We start from the raw sequence: 21,440 nt of genomic DNA, 5'->3' as shown, positions 1-21,440 counted from the left end.
CAGTATCAGCCACTTCCGGCGCCCGGGACAAGCCCGCGCGACCCCGCGCGTGTCGACACCGGAACCGGGACACGGCGTTCGGGCGCCTCCCACAGGACCTCCGCGTCGGCGTACGGGTCGTGTGCCCGGTGGAGCCACAGCCCCCTCACGTGGCGCCACACGACGGGCAGGAGCCGTCCGTCATCACCCCGGCCGACCCGGGTGTGCCGCGCCCGGATCTCGCGGTCCCGCCACAGCGGCACCGAGCCGCCGAGCATCACGGCGAGCATCGCCTCGAACGCGCCGCAGCCACGGTCGAACACCCCGCCGTGTCCGCGGGTGCCGTAGACGGGCGTGCCGTCCGCGAAGTACCCGGTGTCCAGACGCGTGGCGCCGTCGGAGAGGTCGGAGGTGGACCAGGGTCTCCGCAGGCCGAATCTGACCTGCAGCAGTTCCACCGGGTCTCCGGGTGCAGTGAAGGAGAACCGGCGCACCGGGCCTGGGGCGCGCCAGTCCGCCGGCCCGGACACGCCCACCCCCAGGTCCGGGGACTCGGCGTAGACCACCCGGTCGGCGCGCAACCCCAGCCGCTCCGCCGTCCCCACGATCCGTCCTCCGTAGGAATGCCCCACCACGGTCAGCGCGGCGCCCGGGCACTCGATCTCCACCGCCCGGTCCACCTCCCGGCAGAACCGGACGAGTCGGGGCGCCATCGCCTCGGCGTACCGCGGTCGGCCCGCGTCGGCCATGATGTCCTGCGGGAACTCGCCGTCCAGGAACGCGATCACGACGAGCCGCCCACCGCCCGCCGCGACCAGATCGACCGCGACGTCGGTGTTGACGTGGGACATGTCGAGGTTGGTGCCCGTTCCGGGGACGTAGACAGCGACCGCCTCCGTCAACGGGCCGAGCTCGCCCACCACCTCGATCATCCGCCCGCCCCGTCGGGCGGAGAACCCCACGAAAGACCGACGACGACGACGAGGGTCCCGCCGCGCCATGGTCTCCAGCCTCCCGATCCGCGGACTCCACGGTGTCCCCGCCATCTGCTCCCGGTGCAGCGCCGCGCGCACGGCCACGGCGTTCGCGCGCGCCCGGACCGCCCACGGCACACCATAGGTCCCGCCCACGGCCTCCGGCTCGGCCAGCGCGAGCAGTCGCCGGTCGGCGGTACTCATGTGCTCGACGCTCGAGTACACCTCGTCGGCGGTCGCCCCGGCCCAGGACTCGACCGTTGCCCGGGTGTCGAGGCCGCCCGCGACCGCGCCGGTGCTCGTGCTCCCGCTCGCGCCCTCAGCCGGGCGCACCCAGGCCAACCGGGCCAGGTCGGCGAGCGCGTTCTCGACGGCCCGGTCCAACGACGCGCGCAGACCGTCGCGGTCCGCGGGCGGCACCGGGTCCGGACCATCGAGGTCGGCCCAGAGATCCTCGGCGAGCTCGACCAGGCGGTAGACACCGGCGAGGACCTCGGCGAGCCCCCGGGCCTCGCCGTCGATCGCGGCGGCCAGGGCGGTGAGCGCGGGGGAGCGGGTCGGTGACGACGCCACCGCGTCCCGCGCGGTGACCAGCGCGTCCCGGGCCGCAGTCACGCGAACCGCCAACTCCAGCAGCCGCCGGACCTGCGGTGGTGGCGGATCCTCCGGAAGTGCACCGGTCATCGGGGTGGTCGCGTCATCGGGGTCGTCGCGTCGGCTGGGTGGCGGCCAGCTCGCTCGCGGCTGTCGCGGCCGAGGCGTCCGGGGTCGTCCCGTCCGCGAGTTCCCGGGCGATCCCGTGCAGTCGAGCGATCCTGTCGGCCGCGGGGCCCAGGAGGGCGCGGACCTCGTCGTCGTCGTCGATCCCCGGCCGCCGGGCGGCGTCGAGTCTCTCCCGGGCCACCTCGAGCCGGACCGCGAGCCGGGCCGCCTCCCCGCGCACGTCCGCGCCGGGGACCGGCCGCCCGGTCATCGACGCAGGGGGTCGTCGTCGTCCGGGGCCGGCCTCACCGCACCGGGGTCGGGCTCGTCCTCCGGCCGCACCGCGCTGCGCAGGGCGATCGAGCGGGCCAGACGCGCGTAGCGCAGCTCCTGCTCTCGGAACCGCACGTAGGTGGAGACGGTGACAAACGCGAAGCCCATGACCAGCGCGTACAGCACCAGGTCGGTGCCACGCTGCACCCCGAGCGCATTGGCCACCACCGTGAGGTCGTCGGGACGCATCACGGCGTAGACCATGAACACCACGAACAGCACGAAGCCGATCTTGACGCCGGCCTTGGCCCGCGCCTTGCGACGGTTGGCCAGGAAGAACGCCACCAGCACGGCGCCGGCGAGTAACAGGAGGGCTTTGATCATCCGGGCAGCCTCTTTCCCACGAATCCGTCGGAGAGGATGTTGATCCCGTTGAGCAGCGACTGCCCCTTCGACATGGAGTACTCGGTGTAGAGGATGTCGACGGGCTGCTCGGCCACGCGCCACCCGCGGCTGTCCATGAGCTCGACGAACTCACTGGCGTGGCTCATGCCGTTCATGCGCAGGTTGAGATCATCGGCCACCCGCCGGTTGAACACCCGCAGCCCGTTGTGGGCGTCGGTCAGGCCGAGTCGCCGCGTGCGGGGGCTGAGCATCACCACGGTCCGGAGCACGATCCGCTTGATCAGCGGGACCTGGTCACCCTGGCGGCGGGGACGGCCGAAGCGGGTGCCCACCACGATGTCCACCGGCTCGCTCCGCACCCGCTCGAGCATCACGAGCACGTCCTTGACCTGGTGCTGTCCGTCGGCGTCGAAGGTGACGAAGTACCGGGCGCCGGGCTGGGCGCGTGCGTACTCGACCCCGGTCTGGATGGCGGCTCCCTGGCCCAGGTTGACGGGGTGTCGGACCAGATGGGCACCCGCGTCGTGGATGGCCGCCGCCGACTCGTCGGCAGACCCGTCATCCACGGCCACGATGTTGGGGAACGTCTCGCGCGCGGCGGTGAGGACCTCCTCGATCACGGTGCCCTCGTTGAAACACGGGACGATCAGCCAGACGTCACGGTTGTCCACGGGATCGCCCCCGTCCGCCGCGTCGCCTTCTGGAAGCCGCTCACTGTCACTGCTCATCGCCGGTCGATACTATGCGATCGAACGGACAAACCGGTGACGAGACGGACGGCGGTTCCCTGATGGCCATCGATGTGATGCTCCCCTACTACGGGGACGTCGACCACTTCAAGAAGGCCGTGGACAGCGTCCTCGCGCAGAGCTACACCGATTTCCGGCTGGTGGTGGTGGACGACGGCTACCCGGATGCGGAGCCCGCCCGCTACATGGGGGAGATCACCGCGCGGGATGAGCGGGTGACCTACGAGAAGAACGAGACCAACCTCGGCGCCAACGGCAACTACCGCAAATGCCTGGGGATGGTGACGGCTCCGATCGTGGTGGTGATGGGTGCCGACGACGTCATGCTGCCCAACTACCTGCAGGTCGTGGCCGACGGGTTCGCGGCCGTGCCCGACGCCGCCGTGATGGAGGTGGGCGTCAGCGTGATCGACGAGCACGGCGCACCCGTCCGGGGGCTGTCCGACTCGGTCAAGTCGTTCACCCAGCCCAAGGCGCAGGGCCGCACGGTGCTGCACGGCGAGAAGCTCATGACCTCGCTCATGCACGGCAACTGGACCTACTTCCCGTCGCTGGCGTGGAACTCCGAGTGGGTCAAGCGGATCGGGTTCCGCGAGGGCCTGGACGTGGTGCAGGACCTCGCGCTGCTGGTCGACGTGGTCACTGGCGGCGGCCACATGATCTACGACCCGACGCTGGCGTTCCTCTACCGCCGGCACTCGGCGTCCGACTCCTCGGTCCGCGCGCTCGACGGCCGCCGGTTCGACGAGGAGGCCCGCTTCTTCGCCGGAGAGGCCGACGCGTTCGCCGCCCGGGGCTGGAAGAGTGCCGAGCGCGCCGCGCGCTTCCACGTGACCTCGCGGCTCAACGCGCTGTCGCTGCTGCCGTCCGCGGCCAGGGCGGGCAAGCTCAGCGAGGGCGGCAAGAAACTGCTCGGTCACACGTTCCGCAGGTTCTGACGGGCCGCGGACCGCCCGCCACCGCGCCCCCGCCGCCACCGCCACCGCGCCCAAGCCGGTTTGGTCGTCCCTGCTGCGCCGGATCGGGCCCGGGGCCGCAGTGGGCACGACCAGATTCACGACACCCTGCCGCCTCGCCGTCGCTCAGCCCCTGGGCGTGACCGCTAGTGAGAAACACATGGATAGGCTGGCCCGCATGATTCCCGACGCGTGGATCCCGCACCGCCGCGAGGGCGGCGAGGTGATCGGCTGGGTCGATATGACGATCGCTGATCCACAGTTGGTCCCGATCGACCGCCTCGGCCGCGCGCGCGACCCGGTCGACACCTGGCACGAGGCAGAGGAGGCGTTGGAGGAGATCGGCCTCCGCTTCCTCATGGACCGTTTCGCGCTCGAAGAGGGCGGCCGGGACACCCTGGTGCGGATCGCCCACCTCTACGAGGACCGGATAGTGCTCTCGACGGCGCTGACGGACGCTGTCGAGGACGTGGGCCGTCAGATCGTGGTGCCGTTCCCGGCGCCCACGACCCTGCGCCCCGCCTGACGGCGCCGACGATCCTGCGGCCCGCCCGAACCGATCAGCGCCGCACAATCACGACCCGCGAGCCCACTTCGCGGACGTCGAACAGTTCCGGGTCCGCAAACAGGCGCGGGCGGAATACGATCTCCTCGCGACTGTTGTTGTGCTCGAGCGGCATCTCGTTGATCACCACCGGGAGCACCCAGCGCCCCGAGCCCTCCCTCTCGAGCACGATCACGTCCGGGCCGCGGAAGGGGCCGGAGGCCAGCGCGTCCGCCAGCTCGCCAGGGGTGGCGGCGTCGGCCCAGCTGCGGATCTCGTCGGTCCGCTCGGTATAGCGGCCGGCCGGGGTGGCATAGGCCTGCGCGGGGGCCTGGAAGGTGAAGTACGGGCGGTAGGCGTAGATGGTGGGGTCCGATGTCAGGACCACCAGGTCGGACGGCTCCTGACCGGGCGTCATCTCGTCGATCGCCCCCAGGACGTCCGCGGGGGCTGCCGGAGTCTCGCGGGCCACGGCGGCGAAGTGCGAGTCCTCTTCGGAGACGTGTTGCACCATCTGGATCGCCGCCAACCCGGCCACCACGACCGCCGCCGCCGCAACCCGGCCACGGGAGGCGATGGGGGACGTGGTCACCGCCCACCGGGCCAGCGCGAGCGCGCCGACCACCCCGGCCAGGGCGAGGGCCAGAGTGATCACCGGGATCATCCGGAACGGCAGCAGCGTGGAGCCGGACAGGGCCCGCAGGCCCGAGAGCGCGAACCAACCGAACACCGTCAGGACCATCAACCCCAGCGCCCGCGCCACGACCAGCGTGCGCTCGGGAGTGGGCAGCGGCCAACGCTGGTCGGGGCTGGCGACCCGGTCGTCGAGGCCTTCGACGGCCACGTCGGTCCCGATCCGGGCGCCGAGCGACGCCGCGCCGCGATCGGCGATCCGGCCGGCACCAGCGGGCCACACCGTCACCACCAGCCACACCACGCCGATCAGGCACAGCAGGCCAGCGGCGGACACCTCGAGCATCGGCAGCGGCCAGCGCGAGCCGATCTCCGGTGCGAAGTCGTTGGCCACGGACGCCTCGACCCGTGCGCCGCCGAGGACCGCCAGCAGGTAACGGTGCCAGAACACCAACGCCAGCAACGCCGAGATCCCGGCCGTCGCCGCCAGGCGGATCAGCAGCGCCGCAACCACGGTGCGGTCGGTGCGGAACCGCCAGGAGTGGATGACGACGACGAGGGCCACCAGCAGCGCCGCGAAACCCGCGATGAGCGTGTAGCCCAGAGCGGCCCAACCCAGGTACACGCCGATCGTCACGACAAGCGGCCACGTGGGTCGGCCGGCGGCGGGGGCCCGCGATCGTGCGGCGGCGCGGGTGCAGAGCAGGAAGGTCGCCACCACGACCTGCGGGAGCAGGCAGATGAGGATCCACGAGTAGGGTTCGTAGGCGTTGGTGTGCCCGCCGACGACCGCTGTGACCAGGCCGAACAGCACGGCCAGTCGCGCCGGGACCAGCCAGCGCCAGGCGACGAACGCGATCGCCCCCGCGGCGGCCATCGTGACGATCGCGTAGGGCTTGTAGAACTCCCAGCCCTCGACCCCCGCCAGAGCCGCCAGTCGCCCGCCCACCCAGAACCACTGTGGCGGATAGAAGGGGGCGGCATCGGCGTAGAAAGGGTCGTTCAGGGCGGGAGAGTCGGCGAAGCGGGTGACGTAGGCGACCCGGTTGAGCTGGTCGCCACCGAGTCCGAACAGGTAGTGCGGGGTGCCGCCGAGTATCAGGCCGAGATGGGACGAGGCCAGGAACGCGGGTCCGGCGGTGCCGAGGAGCCAGAGTCCGCGCCCGCCGGTGCCGCGCCCGTGTCGACCCCGGCGCAGCAGCAACCAGCCGGTCAGCACCACGAACCCGGCGGCGACGGTGGCGCCCAGGGCCTCGGGCAGCCAACTGGGTTCCGGCAACGACAGGGCATCGACCGCGGTGAGGGTCAGCGATCCCACGAGCACCGCCACGACGAGCCCGGCCAGGAGCTCGGCGCCGCGCCGCGCGAGGAGGCGGGCCGCGCTCATGCGGCGGGCTCCGGGGTGAGGCGCTCGATCACCGCGAGGCCGGCGACGTGAACCGCCACCCCGATGCCGGGTCCGGCGAGGAGCGCGACGGCCGACCGCACGTCGAGTGGGCCGGGGACAGTGACGAGGAGGATGAGGGCCGCCAGGACCGCGATCCACCAGCCGACGTTGTAGAGCAGGTGCCGGTCGAAGGCGAGCGCGGCGTTGCCCGTCACCATGAGCGCGGCGGTGCCCACGGAGGCCGCGGTGAGTGCTGCCAGGACCACCCCGGGGAGCTCGAACTCGGCGCCGAACAACACGCGGATGAGCCACGGACCCACGAGCCACGCGGCCGCGGCGCCCACGATCCCGACCGCGGTGACGAGCCCGAGGGGCGCCGCGAGGGCGCGGGTACCGCGTCCACGGCGTTCGACGAAGTACACGATGATCGCGCTCTGGAAACTGGTCAACGGCACCAGCAGCGGGGCCCGGGTGAGCGTGATGGCCAGGATCACCGCGCCGACCAGGGGCGCCGGGTCCGACTCGCGCACGGTGGCGGTGACGAAGACGGGAAAGCCCACCACGAGCGCCGCCGTGCCCGCCGAGGCCAGCATCGCGGACCCGGTGTTGCGCCAGAAGCGTCGGCGCCCCACATCCAGTGCACGGGTCAGCGCCGCGCGGGTCGCCGGGGAGAGCGCGAGCATCAGCGCCCAGGTGAGCGTGCCGGCGACGGTGGCCAGGGCGAACCCGAGCCCGGCGTCACCGAGCCACCAGGCGACCCCGGCCACCACCAGCCGCAGCGCCGCGTCCACGGTGAGCAGGATCGCGTACAGCCCCCAACGTTCGGTGCCCGAGAGCGCTCCGGCAGTGGCGGCCTGGAGGCTGAAGCCGAGGATCCCGACCGCCATGATCGCCACTCCCACCCCGGAGAAGGTGGGCAGTCCCAGGGAGGGCCATGCGGGCGCGCTCATCGCCACGGCGGCGGCCAGTGCCAGACCCAGCAGCAGCCCGGCGGGCAGGAGTCTGACCCGTCCCCCCGACGTCGGCGCGGCCGCGGGCGCCGAAGCGGACCCGGGAGCGAGTGGCGCGGCGTGGCGGGCGGAGCGGACCGCCCGCGTCGCCTCCTGCATGAGCCCGTTGGCCACGCCGCCGAGGGCGAAGAACGCGCCCCAGTAGGTGGCGAAGAGTGGGTAGTCCGCCGGGCCCAGTGCACGGCCGGCCACCAGCATCACCAGGTATCCGGAGGCGGCGGCGAACACCGTCGCCAGGGTCAGCGCCCGCATCCCACCCACGGCGCGGCGGCCGGTCGTGGGCGTGGGGTCAGTGGTGGCCGGCGTGGTCATCGGGCATACCGAGGGTGGGCGGCAGCGGCTCGGAGAACAGCCACGCGTTCCACAGCGGACGCAGGTCGACGGGTGAGTGGTCGGCCGCCATGTGCAGGAAGTCGTCGGTGGTCACGGTCCCGCCCGAGTATCTGGCGACCCACTCCCGCAGCAGTGCGAAGAACTCGTCGTCACCGATCGTCAGGCGTAGCGCGTGCAGGGTGAGGGCGCCGCGCTTGTACACGCGATCGTCGAACATGTCCTCGGGCCCGGGGTCGGCCAGCAGGAGGTCCTGCGCGGAGTTCTGCAGCTTGGAGTAGTAGCGCAGCGCGTGGCTGCCCGCGTCCGCCCCGCCGGAGAACTCGGTCCACAGCCACTCGGCGTAGCAGGCGAACCCCTCGTGGAGCCAGATGTGCTTCCACTCGGCGGCGGTGACGGCGTTGCCGAACCACTGGTGGGCGAGCTCATGGGCGATCAGGCGTTCGTCGTCCGTCCCCGCCTCGGCGGTGTTGCGACCGAACGTGGACATGCCCATCGCCTCCAGGGGGATCTCCAGTTCGTCGTCGGTCACCACCACCTTGTACTCATCGAACGGGTACGGGCCGAACAGGTCGGTGAAGACGTCGAGCATCTCGAGTTGGCGGGCGAACGCCACCCGGAAATCCTTCTTCAGGTCCGCGGGCAGGTAGGCGTGGAACGGTACGGCCCCGTCGGTGACCTCCAGATGCTCGTACTGCCCCAGGTTGATAGTCACGAGATAGGTGGAGGTGGGGTGCGGGAGGTCGAACTCCCACGTGGTGGTGCTGCCACTGCGTTTCTTGCCCACCAGTATTCCGGTGACGACGGCACGGTAGGGCGAGTCCGTGGTGAGCCGGATCCGGAACGGGGCCTTGGAGGACGGGTGGTCGTCGCACGGGAACCAGCTGGCGGCGCCGTTGGGTTGGTTGGCCACCAGGACCCCGTCGGTGAGCTCTTCCCACCCGACCTCGCCCCAGGCGCCGCGGATGGGCCGCGGGTTGCCCGAGTACCTGATGGTGAGCGTGAACGCGGCCCCCACGGGGATGGGCTCGGCCGGGGTGACGGAGAGTTTGCCCCGGGGGCGGGTGTGCTTGGCGACCCGGCCGCGGTCGAGCGAGACCTTGGCCACGTCGAGGTGGGGGGACAGGTCGAGCTGGACGGACTCGAGCGGCTCGGTGGCGGTGGCGGTGATGACGGCTTCGCCGCGCAGGTTGTTGGAGCTCATCTTGTAGGTCAGATCGAGCTCGTACCGGGCGACCCGGTAGCCGTGGTTGCCGGCGCTGGGCAGGTAGGGGTCCACCGGATCGGCGCCCGACGGGGTGCGCGGGGCCGCGATCTTGGCGACGAGGTCCTTCTTCACTGCCTTCAATTCCATGACCTGCGCGAGTGTAGTGGACCCGGCTCGGGGGGACCCCGGGCCGCGCCCCGGCCGAGCATTTCGGGAAACTACTTGCAAATCAGGAAAGTACTTGCCTATGGTCAGGGTATCGCCCGGGTGGACACCCCACCGGGGTCGCCACGAGGAAGGTGTCGCCATGACCACCGAGAACCCCACCACCGGCCCGGTCGATCGCACCGAGGCCGCCCGGCTGCTCGCCGAGGCCGAGGGCCGCCCGCCGGTCAGCTCCACCCGCGACGCCCGCGTGTTCGCCTGGTTCGCCGCGGTCATCGCGGTGGTGATGGGTCTCGGGACCATCGCGGTCATGTTCTCCGACTGGGCGATGGTGCCCTACGTCCTGTTGCTGTTCGCGGTGATCTTCTGGCAGCGGCGCGCGATCAGCGCGAGCCCCCGCGGATCGGGCCGGACGTACCTCTGGGGTGTCGCGGGATCCGGAGTGATGGTCCTCGTCGTCGTCACCGGATTGCACGTCATCCGCACCACGATCGGCCTCACCCCCTGGTGGTATCTCCTCGGCGTGGTGCTGGTGGCGGTGCCCGGACTGGTCGCCGCCGCGCGCATCGCCCGGCGTGGGACCGTGCGGCGGGGGACCGTGCGGCGGGGGGACGAGCGGTGAGTGACGAACACGCGACGACGACGTCATCCGCGACCGCGGGGGGCTCCGCCCGCGGCGGGGGCCCGGCGCCCGGGGGGCACGCCCGGCACCGGCTCGACGAGGTCATCCACGCGCCGGTGCGGTTCTCGATCGTCGCTGCGCTGGCAGGGGTGGACGACGCGGACTTCGCCACGATCCGTGACGCGGTCGAGGTGACCGACTCGACGCTGTCCAAGCAGGTCGCGCAGCTCGAGAAGGCCGGCTACGTCAAGGTCCGCAAGGGATACGTCGGAAAGCGGCCCCGGACCTGGCTCGCGCTCAGCCGCGACGGGCGCCGGGCCTACGACTCGCATCTGGCCGCGCTGCGCGCGATCGCCGGCGGCTGATCCTCGTCCGGTTGCGATGCGTGTCTGCCCGCGATCCCCAGGGTTGTGAGTCGTCTCTGGTCCCGACACGCAGCGCACCCCCGGGGCGGCAGCGGGGTTCAGCCGCGCCAGGGTGCGATCGGGTTGCCCTGCCAGCGGGTGCCCGGGGGGATGCGGTCGCCGCGCATGACGAGCGAGGCCGGGCCCACGGTGGAACCGTCGCCGATGGAGGACGCAGGCAGGGTCACGCAGTGGCACCCGAGCGTGGCGCCGTCGGCGATCGTCACTCGGTCGATCTGCATGATCCGGTCGTGGAACAGGTGGGTCTGCACCACGCACCCGCGGTTGACGGTGGCGCCGTCGCCCAGCGAGACCAGGTCCGCCTCGGGCAGCCAGTAGGACTCGCACCAGACACCGCGGCCGATGCGCGCCCCGAGCAGCCGCAGCATCACGGACAGGATCGGGGTGCCGGTGGCGGGCCGGGCCAGCCAGGGGGCGGCGAGGAGTTCGACGAACGAGTCCGCGACCTCGTTGCGCCACACGAAGGACGACCACAGCGGCTGCTGTCCGGCGCGGATCCTGCCCACGAACAGCCACTTGGCCAGCACGGAGACGAACAGGGCGACCAGGCCCGCGTACGCCAGCGCGATTCCGGAGGTCAGCGCGGCCACGAGGAAGCCCCATTCCTGATGGATCTCCTGCATCACCACCAGGACGCTGACCAGCAGCAGGAACGAGAGCCACACGGGGACCAGCCGCAGGCTCTCCCACGCCCCGCGGGCGACCTTGAGGCGCCGGGGTGGTTGGTAGGTGCGGGCGTCGCTGTCGCCGTCGGACACGGTCCTGGGCAGCTTCTGCGGGGGCGAACCGAGCCACGAGGTGCCCTTCTTGGCCTTCTGCGGCGCGGAGGACAACACCGCCACCAGCCCGCGCGCGGGGACCTTGCGGCCGGCGGAGGCGATGCCCGAGTTGCCCAGGAACGCACGTTTTCCGATCTGCGCCTGCTCGAGCCGCATCCAGCCCGACCCCAGTTCGTACGGAGCCACCATCGTGTCGTCGGCGAGGAACGCCCCGTCCCGGACGGTGGTGAGAGAGGGGATGAGCAGGACGGTGGAGGCCTCGACGTCCCTGCCGATCTTCGCGCCCAGCGCCCGCAGCCACACCGGGGTGAGCATCGAGGCGTAGAGCGGGTAGAGCCAGTTGCGGGAGGCGTCCATGATGCGCTCGCTGCACCAGGCCTGCCACGCGGTCCGCGAGTGGACGGGGTGGAACCCCTCCCCGAGGCCCACCGAGAGCACCCGGACAGACACCAGGGTGAGCGCGGCGAACAGCACGAGTGCGACCAGCGTCCCGGGCACGGACCACAGCGCGGTCCGCACGACCAGCTCGCCCGCGGTCGCGGCGTCCCGCGCGCCCCAGGCCACCAGCGCGAGACCCGCGGCCACGGCGAGCAGCGGCATCGCGCCGAGCGCCACCGCGGAGAGCTGGTAGACCAGGCTCCACACGCGGTTGTGGGGCGCGGGCTCGGCCGGCCAGCTCGAGCCCCGCTTCCCGCGTTTGAGGGCGGGTGAGCCGGCGTACCGCTTCCCGGCCTTGACCGCGCCCACCACGGCGGACCCGATCTCCACGTGCGCGCCGCGGCCCACCACCGCGCCGGGCAGCAGCGTGGACCGGGCCCCCACCACCGCGTTCTCGCCGATCTCCACGGCCCCGATGTGCAGCACGTCGCCGTCGACCCAGTGTCCGGCCAGGTCCACCTCGGGCTCGATCGAGGCGCCGTCGCCGACGGTCAGCAGCCCGGTGACGGGGGGCAGGGTGTGCATGTCCACGCCGTGGCCGATCCGCGCGCCGAGCAGCCGGGCGAACGGGGTGAGCCAGCCGGCGCCCTCGAGGTTCGCCACCCCGGATGCCTCGAGCAGTCGCTCGGCCGCCCAGAGTCGCAGGTGGACCGATCCGGCCCGCGGATAGGCACCCGGCGTGACCCCGGCCATGAGGGCTCGGCACAGGAGGCCCGTCACCACCATGCGGCCCGCGGGCAGCAGGAACAGCACCGCCAGGACGCCGAGAACCCACCAGGAGACCGGGCGCGCCCAGGGGACGCCGGCGTACGAGGCGAGGTTGTTGGCGATCCCCAGCCAGGTCATCCACTGCAGGCCGGTGACCGTCAGCAGCGGGAGGGTGGCCAGGACCTGCACCACCTGCGCGCCGCGGCCGACGGGCCTGACGTGCCGCGGTTCCACGGCGGCCTCGGGTTCGAGCTCGTCGAGGAAGGCGGCGAAGTCGCCGAGTCGCGGGCGGTCGTAGATGTCTCCCACCGTGACGGCGGGGAAGCGTTCGCGGACCGCCACCACCACGTGCGCGGCGGCGAGGGAGCCGCCGCCGAGGGCGAAGAAGTCCTCGTCCACCCCGGAGACGTCGGCCCCGAGGGCGGCCGACCACAGCTCCGCCACCCACGCGTCGGTGCCGTCGAGTTCGGTCTCGGCTGCGGAGGTCTGGGCCAGGGGCCAGGGCAGGGCGGCTCGGTCGACCTTGCCGGAGGTGCGGGTGGGCAGCTCCTCGACCAGGGTCAGCCGGGGGACCACGCCCGCCGGCAGGCGGTCGCGCAGGATCCCGGCGGCGTCGGCGAGGTCGAAGTTTCCGGGGTCGTCGGCGACCAGGTAGGCCACGAGAACGGCCTGGCCGGCATCGGTCCGCTTGACCGCCGAGGCTCCCGCGCTCACGCCCGGCAGTGCGGACACGGCGGTGTCGACCTCGCCCAGCTCGAGTCTGCGCCCGCCGATCTTGACCTGGTCGTCCACGCGCCCGGAGAAATACAGGCCGTCGGCCTCGAGCCGCACCACGTCGCCGGACCGGTAGGCGCGCGCCCACCCCAGGGTCGGCATGGGTGCGTACTTCTGGGCGTCCTTGTCCGGGTCGAGGTAGCGGGCCAGCCCGACGCCGCCGATCACCAGTTCGCCGGACTCGCCGTACCCGACGGGCCGGCCCCCGGTGTCCACGACCGCCAGGTCCCACCCGTCCAGCGGAAGCCCGATCGACACCTCGCCCGCTCCGTCGAGCCGCGCCGCGCACGCGACCACGGTGGCTTCGGTGGGGCCGTAGGTGTTCCAGACCTCGCGTCCGTCACCGGCGAGTCTCGCGGCGAGCTCGGGCGGGCAGGCCTCGCCGCCGAGGATCACCAGGCGGACGTCGGCGAGCATCTCCTCCGGCCAGATGGAGGCCAGGGTCGGGACGGTGCTGATCACCGTGATCCGGCGGTCGCGCAGCCACGGGCCCAGGTCGAGCCCGGATTTGACGATCGACCGGGGCGCGGGCACCAGGCACGCCCCGTGCGCCCAGGCCAGCCACATCTCCTCGCAGGAGGCGTCGAACGCCACGGAGAGCCCGGCCAGCACCCGGTCGCCCGGGCCGAGCGGGGCGCCGGTCAGGAAGATCCGCGACTCGGCGTCCACGAACGCGGCGGCACTGCGGTGGGTCACCGCGACGCCCTTGGGCAGGCCGGTGGTGCCGGAGGTGAAGATGATCCAGCAGTCGTCGTCGACGGTGGGTCCGCGGTGGCGCGCGGGGTCGACCGGCCGCTCGGGGGCGGTCACCCGCATCCCCTGCGCGGTGTACACGGCGGCCACCTGCGCCTGCCCGAACACCAGCTCGGCGCGTTCGGCCGGGTCGTCGACGTCGACGGGGACGTACGCGGCGCCGGCGGCGAGGGTCGACAGGATCGCCAGGTAGAGCTCGACTCCGCCCGAGGGCATGTGGATGCCCACGCGGTCTCCCGCCCCGACCCCCTGGCTGTGCATCCAGCGCGCGGAGGTGTGGATCTCCTCCCAGACCTCGGCGTAGCTCAGGACACGCGTTCCGTCGTCGAGGCACGGCGCGTCCGGGTGACCCTGGACCGCGGAGCGGAGGACGTCGAGCAGCGTCCGGGGGCTAGGGGCCTGTGAGCTGCGAAGATACTGCTCAGGGATGGTGTGCACGTGCGGATGCTATCCCGGTCGGGTGAACTCCTCCCCACAGCGTGGGTGGAACTGGTTCTATTAACCCATGTCAGATTCTCTCAAGGGCAAGACCATCGTGATCGTGGGAGCGGGCCCCGGTTTCGGGCGCACGCTCGCGCTGCGCGCGGCCGAGGAGGGGGCGACCGTCGTGGTCGCGGCCCGGACGGCCTCGCGGCTCGACGAGATGGTCGACGAGATCCGCGCCGCCGGTGGCACCGCCCACGCCGCGACGGTGGACGCCACGGACCCCGAGTCGGTTCGGGGGCTGCGCGAGACCGTCGCCCAGCACACCGACGCCGTCCACGGTCTGGTCTACGGCGCGTTCGCGGTGCCGAGCATGAAGCCGCTGGCACAGACCGACCACGAGCAGATCTCCCGGGGGATCGACCTGTCGGTCCTCGGCGCGCTTCGCACCACCCAGGAGTTCACCCCGCTGCTCGAGGCGTGCGCGGCCACGGCGGATGTGGAGCAGACCGATGCCGTGCCGGCGAGCAGTTCCGTGGTCATGATGGCCTCGGCCGTGATCCACCACTCCCGTGAGCGCTACGCCGGCTACAAGATCGCCAAGACCGCCCTCGTGGCACTGGGGCACTCGCTGGCCACCGAACTGGGACCGCGCGGGATCCGGGTCAACACCGTGGCGCCCGGGTACATCTACGGCGACACCCTCAGGTCCTACTTCGAGCACCTGGCCACCAAGTACGGCGGGACCGTGGAGGACGTCTACGCCCACACCGCCGAGAAGATGGACCTGCGTCGCCTGCCCTCCGAGCGCGAGATCGTCGACCCGGTGATGTTCCTGCTCTCCGCCGCCGCCTCGGCCGTCACCGGTCAGACCCTCACGGTGGACTGCGGGGAGTTCCACACCTGAACCACCCATTCCGACCCCCCGGTCCCGGGCGGCCGATCGGTGACCCCGAGATCAGGGTGGCTCCCCGGGCTTTCCCCGATGTGCCCGGGGGCTCGCGGGAGGACACTGGAGGTCACGGGGGAGAAGGTCCCCCACCTCTGTGGAGGACGACGACGAGGAGAACGTCATGAACGACTACGCAGGCTCCGGGGCGAAGCGACTGGCCCGATCCGAGGACCGCTGGATCGGTGGGGTGTGCGGCGGCATCGCCAACTACTTCGGCGTGGACCCGGTGGTGGTCCGCATCCTGTTCGTGGCATCGATGCTGCTGCCGGGACCGCAGGTGCTGCTGTACGTGATCATGTGGTTCGTGATGCCCGACGCCCGCGCCTGACCCGCCTCTGGCAGGCTGAGCGCATGAGCACCGATGACACCTCAGCCGCGCCCGGCGAGTACGCCTCCGTCCGCATCGAGAAGGGGCTCCGGCACCCGCACGTCGCCCAGGTGACGCTGATCGGGCCCGGCCCCCACAACGGCATGGGGCCCGACTTCTGGGCGGAGATGCCTCGCGTGATGGCCGAGCTCGACGCCGATCCGGGGGTCCGCGCGGCCGTCATCGCCGGAGAGGGCCGCAACTTCTCCTACGGGCTGGATCTGATGGCGATGATGCCGCAGTTCATGGAGTTCCTGCCGCAGGACAAGACCCCGGACGCCTCCAGGAACGAGCGGATCCTGGACTTCGTGGAGTCCATGCGGCAGGCCATCGACGCCGTGGCCGCGGCCCGCACGCCCACCGTGGCCGCCGTCCAGGGCCGCTGCATCGGCGGCGCCGTGGATCTGATCTCGGCCTGCGACGTCCGCCACGGCGCGGCCGACTCCACCTATTCGATCCGCGAGGTCAAGGTGGGCATCGTCGCCGACATGGGGTCCCTCGCGCGGCTTCCCCACATCATCGGCTCCGGTCTGACCCGCGAGCTGGCGCTCACCGGGCGCGACATCGACGCCGCGACGGCGCTGCGCTACGGGCTGGTCACGCACGTGGCCGACGACGCCGCCGGCGTGCTGGACTCGGCCCACGCCACCGCCGCCGAGATCGCGGGTAACCCGCCGCTCGTGGTGCGGGGGACCCGGGAGGTGCTGAACCGCGCCGTCGAGGGTCAGATCTACGAGAACAACCGCTACGTGGCCACGTGGAATGCGGGCTTCCTCGCCTCCGCGGACATGATGGAGGCCATCTCCGCGACGATGGAGAAGCGCGAGGCCCGGTTCACCGGCCGCTGACACTCCGCACGGGGGCCCTGCGCATCAGGGCTCCCGACACGACGCCGAGAGCGTTCCGAACGCATCGTCCGATGCGCTCGGAACGCTCTTCGCGTATTTATCGGGCCGGGGCTCCGGTCAGCCGCGGAAGGGGGTCAGCCGCGGAAGGGCTCGGCCTTCTCCTCGGGGTGCTCGGTGAAGTTCTCGATCCCCTCCGCCACGAGCTTCTCGGCGTGCTCCTTGTCCCGCCACTCACCGGGGGTGACGTGCTTGCCCGGCTCGAGGTCCTTGTAGTGGAGGAAGAAGTGCTCGATCGCCTTGAGCTCGAACTCCGGGACGTCGCCGACGTCCTGGATGTGCTCCCAGCGCGGGTCCAGGGCCGGCACGCACAACAGCTTGTCGTCGCCACCCGCCTCGTCGGACATCGTGTAGACGCCCACGACACGGGAGTTGACGATGACGCCCGGGTAGACCGACTCGTCGAGGAGCACGAGCGCGTCGCACGGGTCGCCGTCGTCGGCCAGCGTCTTGTCGATGTAACCGTAGTCCGCGGGGTAGCCCATCGAGGTGAACAGGAACCGGTCGAGGTAGATCTTCCCGGTCTCGTGGTGGATCTCGTACTTGTTACGCGAACCCTTGGGGATCTCGATGGTCACTTCGACGGACACTGGGATACCTCGCTGATCGGCAATCTCGGGGCCCGGGACGCGTGCCCGGGAATTCGCACCGATTCTAGTAGGCCGGCGCGGCACCGGGGGCGGTCGCCGTCACGTCGCCCGCTAGCGTGGGTGACTGATGACCGCCGCCCGGTCGGGCGCGGGGTGGAGCGAATCCAGGAGGGTGGGGGCCTGTGACCGAGCGGCGCGTGTGGCGCGGGCGTAGCCCGGCGTGGCGGATCGGGGTCGTCCTCGTCGTGGTGGCCCTCCTCGTGGCGGGACTGGTGGCGGCGGCGCTGCTCACCGACGTGGAGGACGACTTGCGCGGGGGTCTGGGCGGGCCCGCGGCCGCCGCGCCCCCGCCTTCGCCCGGTCTTCTGGCCGCCGACGACGACGCGCCGACCCCCGACCCGGCCGCCCTCGAGCGGATCCTCGGGCCCCTGGCCTCGTCGCCTGCCGTCGGGGACCTGACCGCGAGCGTGGTCGACGACGCCACCGGGCAGACGCTGTGGGAGCGCCGTCCCCACGACCCCAGGCTCCCGGCCTCCACCGTCAAGCTCCTCACGGCGGTGGCCGCCCTCGACCGACTGCCCCCCGATTCCCGCGTCGACACCGTCCTGGCCCGCGGCGCCGATCCCGACACCCTCGTCGTGATCCCGGGCGGCGACCCCACGATGTCCGGCGGGGCCGAGCCCGGCCCGCTCTTCCCGGGCGCGGCGACGATCGTGCAGGCTGCCGGGGTCGTGCGGACGGCCGGCCAGAGCCCCGCGCGGATCGTCGTGGCGCCGGGCCCGTACACCGGTTCCCGGCTCGCCCCCGGGTGGTCGCCGGTGGAGATCGCCGCGGGGAACCTCGCCCCCGTCCAGGCGTGGATGCTGGATGCGGGTCGCCTGGACCCGGCCGACGAGTACTCACCCCGCACCACTGAACCCACGCTGGCGGCCGGCCGGGCGCTGGCCCGTGAGCTGGGGGTCGACCCCGGGGACGTCAGCGTCTCGACGGAACCGGTGGAGACCACCGAGGAGCTCGGGCGCGTGTCCTCCGCGCCACTGACCGAGCGGGTTCGCTCGATGCTGGAGCACTCGGACAACGTCCTGGCGGAGACTACCTGCCGAGAGGTGGCGCTCGATCGCAACCCCGATCAGCTGGCAGACTTCGCCGCCGGGACCTCGGCCGTCACGCAGACCCTCGCCGAGCGGGGGCTCGACATGAGCGGTGTCCGCCTCGACGACTGCTCGGGAATGAGCCCCGGCAACCGGATCCCGGCGTCCGTCCTCACCGACGTCCTGCGCACCGCCGCCGGGCCCGACGCGAGCCGGGAGATGCGCGACCTGCTCGACACCCTGCCCGTCGCCGCGGGCTCGGGGACCCTCGTCGACCGCTTCGACGGTTCGGCGGCGCCGGGTGCGGGATGGGTACGCGCCAAGACCGGGACCCTCAGCGGGACCAGCGCCCTCGCCGGGACCGTGACCAGTGCCGACGGGCGGACGATGAGCTTCGCGCTGCTAGCCTCCGGCACCGACCCGGCCGTCGCCCGACCGATCATCGACCGGATCGCCGCCGAGCTGCGCAGCTGTGGCTGCCGATAGCGACACCGGGCCTATGAGCGGACCAGGGCCCGTGAGCGCCGGCCCCGACCCGACCGGCCCCGCCTGGCCCGGCCCGGCTTGGTCCGGCCCCGCCTGGACCGTGCGCGCGGCCGTGCGGGCGTTCCGTCGCGCCCACCCCGAGATCGGCGACGAGGTGTGTGTGGGCCTGTCCGGGGGAGCGGACTCGCTGGCCCTCACCGCGGCCGCCGCCGCCGAGTTCGCCGCCGTGACCGCCCTGGTCGTGGACCACGGGTTGCAGCCGGGTTCGGATCGGGTCGCCCGGGACGCCGCCGGGGCGGCCCGCGGGCTGGGGGTGCGGGCGCGGGTCCTCGTCGTCGTCGTCGATCCGGACGGTTCCGGCCCCGAGGCCGCCGCCCGCGCCGCGCGGTACGCCGCGCTCGACGCCGCGCGCGACGGACGTCCGGTCCTGCTCGCCCACACCCTCGACGATCAGGCCGAGACCGTCCTGCTGGGTCTCGGCCGCGGCTCCGGTGCCCGCTCGCTGCGCGGCATGGCCGGCTGGGACGCCCCCTGGGGACGGCCGCTGCTGGGCGTGCGCACCGACGGCACCCGCGCCGCGTGCCGCGCCCTCGGCCTGGACTGGTGGGAGGACCCGCACAACGTCGACCCTGCCTTCACCCGAGTACGACTGCGCCGCGAAGTGCTCCCGCTGCTCGAGGAGGTCCTGGGGGGAGGTGTGGCGGAGGGGTTGGCGCGGACCGCCGGACTATTGCGGACCGACGACGACGAGCTGGACCGGCTCGCCGCCGCCGTGCCCGTGGCCACCGGCGGCGCACTGGACGTCTCCACCCTCGAGCCGCTCACGCAGGCCGTACTCACCCGGGTCCTGCGGCGATGGCTGCGGGCGCACGGGTGCCCGTCTCCCACGTACGCGCACCTCACGGCGGTGGCGGCGCTCGTCACGCGCTGGCACGGGCAGGGGGGTGTCGCGGTGGGCGGCGCGGGTCCGGCGGAACCGGGTGTGTCCGGGGGCCGGGGCAGGTTGGTCGCGCGGCGGCGGCATGGAAAGCTGGTCCTGGAGATCGACCGGGTAAGTGGAGCGGGGAGCTAGATGAGCCAGGACAAATACGCCGACGAGATCGAATCGGTGCTCATCGACGCCGACGCCATCCGCGAGCGGATCGCCGAGATGGGTGCCACGATCGGGGAGCGCTACTCCGATATCGAGCAGGAGGTCGTGCTGGTCTGCGTGCTCAAGGGAGCCGCGATCTTCGTCTCGGACTTCGCCCGCGCGCTGTCCATCCCCTCCGAGCTGGAGTTCATGGCGGTCAGTTCCTACGGGTCCTCCACCAGCTCCTCCGGCGTCGTGCGGATCCTCAAGGACCTCGACCGCGACATCGCGGACCGCGACGTGATCATCGTCGAGGACATCATCGACTCGGGCCTGACCCTGTCGTGGCTCATGCGCAACCTCGCCACCCGGAACCCGCGGTCGCTCGAGATCGTCACGTTGCTGCGCAAGCCCGACGCGGTCAAGGCCGACCTCGACATCCTCGAGATCGGGTTCGACATCCCCAACGAGTTCGTCGTGGGCTACGGGCTGGACTTCTCCGAGAGGTACCGCGACCTGCCGTACATCGGCCGGCTGCACCCGCGCATGTACTCCTGACGCTCGCTCCTCCCTCTTTCGCTGGGTCGCCGAACCTGCCTCCGCCGACCCGCTCGGCCCACCTCGGTTGCGCAGCTCGCCTAGCGCCCGCTCGAGAGCCGGCCGCACGCACCGCGGCCGCTTTCGCCTCGATCCAGACTGATTCGTTCGAGCGCGACTCCGATCACGATGGGGGGCACTCGCGGCGTCTTGACGTTCTGTTCCGCGGTCGACACTCGCTCGTATCCGGTCCTCGCACGCTCGGATTCGCGTACACCCTTGTACTGCGCTCATGTGTTGCGCTGCACTCATATGCAACGTCGGGTCGTGGCGAAGATGGGCCGTGCGAGGAGGCAGGCCGGTGTCGCGGTTAAGGATCGTCAAACGCGACGGTGGCCACGATGGCGGCGAGCGTGTGAGCGGAGCGAGGCTGTTCGGGGTGGCGAGGCCGGGGCGCCAGTTCTCGGTCACAGCCATCCGTGAAAGCGGTACCACCCTCCGCTGAGCTCCTCGATCTCGTACCCCTCGAACATTGAGGCCAGTTCTTTAGGCGGGCCGCCCTCGCTGTGCTCCCACCCTTGGGTATGCCACGAATACGAATTCCGGGTCGTCGAGAAGTACACCTCATTGTCGCGTCGAGTGATCCTGACGATCTCCTCCGAACCTATCCGCCGGGATCCACGATTGGTCTCGCTGTAGTCGAGGAACTCTGGACCTTCGCGGTGGATCTGTGCAGCCACCTCGTCGAATTCGGACCGGGAATGGTCAAAACCCGGAGTGCTGACGGGGGACAAAGCGAACACCCCGATGATCGCGACCACCACCGGCCGTGCGAGCAAGTGCAGAGACATTGGGTAGGTTCGAGTGGCCACTATCGCCCTGATGGTCCAGGCGATACCGATCACGATTGCGGTCCCGGCGCAGCAAAAAAGGATCAGTGCCCGGTAGGCCGGGCTGAGGTCCCCGAGGTCCGCAGTCCACCAGTCGATGAGCACCCAGAGGTAGGCCACGAGCGCGAGAACGGCGGTGACATCAACGACCCGCCACAGCATGCGGTGTCGATTGCGCAATGGCCTTCCCTTTTCCATAGCCCGAGGTTACGGGCATTCACTACCGTGATCTGGGAGCTGCCGATCTGCACGCTGTCGTCATCGCCGGAGGCCACAACCGTCGTCGCGGGTAGGGCTGCCACTGCATCGACCGG

20 protein-coding genes are annotated in these 21,440 nt (G+C 71.8%); 10 read left to right on the top strand and 10 right to left on the bottom strand.

Annotated features, from left to right (window positions below; genetic code table 11):
* Window positions 1-5 precede the first annotated feature (5 nt).
* Genes NJE57_RS09255 through NJE57_RS09240 form a run of 4 tightly spaced genes read right to left on the bottom strand, consistent with a single transcriptional unit; the run spans window position 6 to window position 3,061 of the window.
* Entirely contained in the window at window positions 6-1,637 is a 1,632-nt protein-coding gene (locus NJE57_RS09255) for an alpha/beta hydrolase (protein WP_319028107.1), read from the bottom strand.
* 13 nt (window positions 1,638-1,650) lie between these two features.
* Window positions 1,651-1,926, bottom strand: a complete 276-nt coding sequence (locus NJE57_RS09250; protein ID WP_319028106.1) for a hypothetical protein — start codon at window positions 1,924-1,926, stop codon at window positions 1,651-1,653.
* Window positions 1,923-2,312 (bottom strand): DUF2304 domain-containing protein, encoded by a 390-nt coding sequence (locus NJE57_RS09245; protein ID WP_319028105.1) that lies wholly within the window; start codon window positions 2,310-2,312, stop codon window positions 1,923-1,925. The genes NJE57_RS09250 and NJE57_RS09245 overlap by 4 nt, the downstream gene beginning before the upstream one ends.
* Window positions 2,309-3,061, bottom strand: coding sequence for a glycosyltransferase family 2 protein (locus NJE57_RS09240; protein ID WP_319028104.1), 753 nt, complete (start codon window positions 3,059-3,061; stop codon window positions 2,309-2,311). The genes NJE57_RS09245 and NJE57_RS09240 overlap by 4 nt, the downstream gene beginning before the upstream one ends.
* Before the next feature lie 62 nt (window positions 3,062-3,123).
* Here NJE57_RS09240 and NJE57_RS09235 point away from each other — a divergent pair, with 62 nt between their 5' ends.
* Window positions 3,124-4,020, top strand: a complete 897-nt coding sequence (locus NJE57_RS09235) for a glycosyltransferase family 2 protein (RefSeq protein ID WP_319028103.1) — start codon at window positions 3,124-3,126, stop codon at window positions 4,018-4,020.
* 196 nt (window positions 4,021-4,216) lie between these two features.
* Window positions 4,217-4,564, top strand: a complete 348-nt coding sequence (locus tag NJE57_RS09230; RefSeq protein ID WP_319028102.1) for a hypothetical protein — start codon at window positions 4,217-4,219, stop codon at window positions 4,562-4,564.
* A gap of 34 nt (window positions 4,565-4,598) precedes the next feature.
* Here NJE57_RS09230 and NJE57_RS09225 read toward each other — a convergent pair whose 3' ends face one another.
* From NJE57_RS09225 to NJE57_RS09215, 3 genes are read right to left on the bottom strand one after another with little or no spacing between them, the layout of a single operon-like run.
* Window positions 4,599-6,602: an arabinofuranosyltransferase gene (locus NJE57_RS09225; RefSeq protein WP_319028101.1), complete on the bottom strand. Its 2,004-nt coding sequence runs from the start codon at window positions 6,600-6,602 to the stop codon at window positions 4,599-4,601.
* Window positions 6,599-7,924, bottom strand: coding sequence for a polysaccharide biosynthesis protein (locus tag NJE57_RS09220; protein WP_319028100.1), 1,326 nt, complete (start codon window positions 7,922-7,924; stop codon window positions 6,599-6,601). Before NJE57_RS09220 ends, NJE57_RS09225 begins: the two co-directional genes overlap by 4 nt.
* The gene (locus NJE57_RS09215) at window positions 7,902-9,290 is read right to left on the bottom strand and encodes a M1 family metallopeptidase (protein WP_319028251.1); all 1,389 of its coding nucleotides are present in this window, start codon (window positions 9,288-9,290) and stop codon (window positions 7,902-7,904) included. The genes NJE57_RS09220 and NJE57_RS09215 overlap by 23 nt, the downstream gene beginning before the upstream one ends.
* 166 nt (window positions 9,291-9,456) lie before the next feature.
* Between NJE57_RS09215 and NJE57_RS09210 the strand changes: the two genes are divergently transcribed.
* On the top strand, window positions 9,457-9,936 hold the full coding sequence (locus tag NJE57_RS09210; RefSeq protein ID WP_319028099.1) for a hypothetical protein: 480 nt from the start codon (window positions 9,457-9,459) through the stop codon (window positions 9,934-9,936).
* Entirely contained in the window at window positions 9,933-10,301 is a 369-nt protein-coding gene (locus NJE57_RS09205) for a transcriptional regulator (protein WP_319028098.1), read from the top strand. The genes NJE57_RS09210 and NJE57_RS09205 overlap by 4 nt, the downstream gene beginning before the upstream one ends.
* Before the next feature lie 98 nt (window positions 10,302-10,399).
* On the opposite strand, the gene NJE57_RS09200 is transcribed toward NJE57_RS09205, so the two are convergent.
* On the bottom strand, window positions 10,400-14,251 hold the full coding sequence (locus tag NJE57_RS09200; protein WP_319028097.1) for a Pls/PosA family non-ribosomal peptide synthetase: 3,852 nt from the start codon (window positions 14,249-14,251) through the stop codon (window positions 10,400-10,402).
* A gap of 67 nt (window positions 14,252-14,318) precedes the next feature.
* Between NJE57_RS09200 and NJE57_RS09195 the strand changes: the two genes are divergently transcribed.
* The 3 genes from NJE57_RS09195 to NJE57_RS09185 all read left to right on the top strand — a co-directional run bounded on the left by NJE57_RS09195 (window position 14,319) and on the right by NJE57_RS09185 (window position 16,403).
* Window positions 14,319-15,143: an SDR family oxidoreductase gene (locus tag NJE57_RS09195; protein ID WP_319028096.1), complete on the top strand. Its 825-nt coding sequence runs from the start codon at window positions 14,319-14,321 to the stop codon at window positions 15,141-15,143.
* 166 nt (window positions 15,144-15,309) lie between these two features.
* Complete coding sequence (locus NJE57_RS09190) at window positions 15,310-15,516, top strand: PspC domain-containing protein (RefSeq protein WP_319028095.1); 207 nt, start codon at window positions 15,310-15,312, stop codon at window positions 15,514-15,516.
* 23 nt (window positions 15,517-15,539) lie between these two features.
* Window positions 15,540-16,403: a crotonase/enoyl-CoA hydratase family protein gene (locus NJE57_RS09185; protein ID WP_319028094.1), complete on the top strand. Its 864-nt coding sequence runs from the start codon at window positions 15,540-15,542 to the stop codon at window positions 16,401-16,403.
* 134 nt (window positions 16,404-16,537) lie between these two features.
* Here NJE57_RS09185 and NJE57_RS09180 read toward each other — a convergent pair whose 3' ends face one another.
* A complete protein-coding gene (locus NJE57_RS09180; RefSeq protein WP_319028093.1) occupies window positions 16,538-17,050 on the bottom strand; it encodes an inorganic diphosphatase in 513 nt (170 codons plus the stop codon).
* A 182-nt stretch (window positions 17,051-17,232) separates the two neighbouring features.
* On the opposite strand from NJE57_RS09180, the gene dacB reads away from it, so the two are divergent.
* Genes dacB through hpt form a run of 3 tightly spaced genes read left to right on the top strand, consistent with a single transcriptional unit; the run spans window position 17,233 to window position 20,257 of the window.
* Window positions 17,233-18,627 (top strand): D-alanyl-D-alanine carboxypeptidase/D-alanyl-D-alanine-endopeptidase, encoded by a 1,395-nt coding sequence (gene dacB / locus NJE57_RS09175; RefSeq protein WP_319028092.1) that lies wholly within the window; start codon window positions 17,233-17,235, stop codon window positions 18,625-18,627.
* A gap of 31 nt (window positions 18,628-18,658) precedes the next feature.
* On the top strand, window positions 18,659-19,699 hold the full coding sequence (tilS, locus tag NJE57_RS09170) for a tRNA lysidine(34) synthetase TilS (protein ID WP_413464390.1): 1,041 nt from the start codon (window positions 18,659-18,661) through the stop codon (window positions 19,697-19,699).
* The gene (gene hpt, locus NJE57_RS09165; RefSeq protein WP_319028091.1) at window positions 19,700-20,257 is read left to right on the top strand and encodes a hypoxanthine phosphoribosyltransferase; all 558 of its coding nucleotides are present in this window, start codon (window positions 19,700-19,702) and stop codon (window positions 20,255-20,257) included. It abuts the gene before it with no gap.
* A 446-nt stretch (window positions 20,258-20,703) separates the two neighbouring features.
* On the opposite strand, the gene NJE57_RS09160 is transcribed toward hpt, so the two are convergent.
* Window positions 20,704-21,324 (bottom strand): hypothetical protein, encoded by a 621-nt coding sequence (locus tag NJE57_RS09160; RefSeq protein ID WP_319028090.1) that lies wholly within the window; start codon window positions 21,322-21,324, stop codon window positions 20,704-20,706.
* Window positions 21,325-21,440: the final 116 nt, after the last annotated feature.

This window comes from Dietzia sp. PP-33, from assembly GCF_033790845.1.
Classification (GTDB): Bacteria; Actinomycetota; Actinomycetes; order Mycobacteriales; family Mycobacteriaceae; genus Dietzia.
The sequence above is the reverse complement of the archived record's forward strand: the minus strand, read 5'-3'. Positions and strand labels throughout refer to the sequence as shown.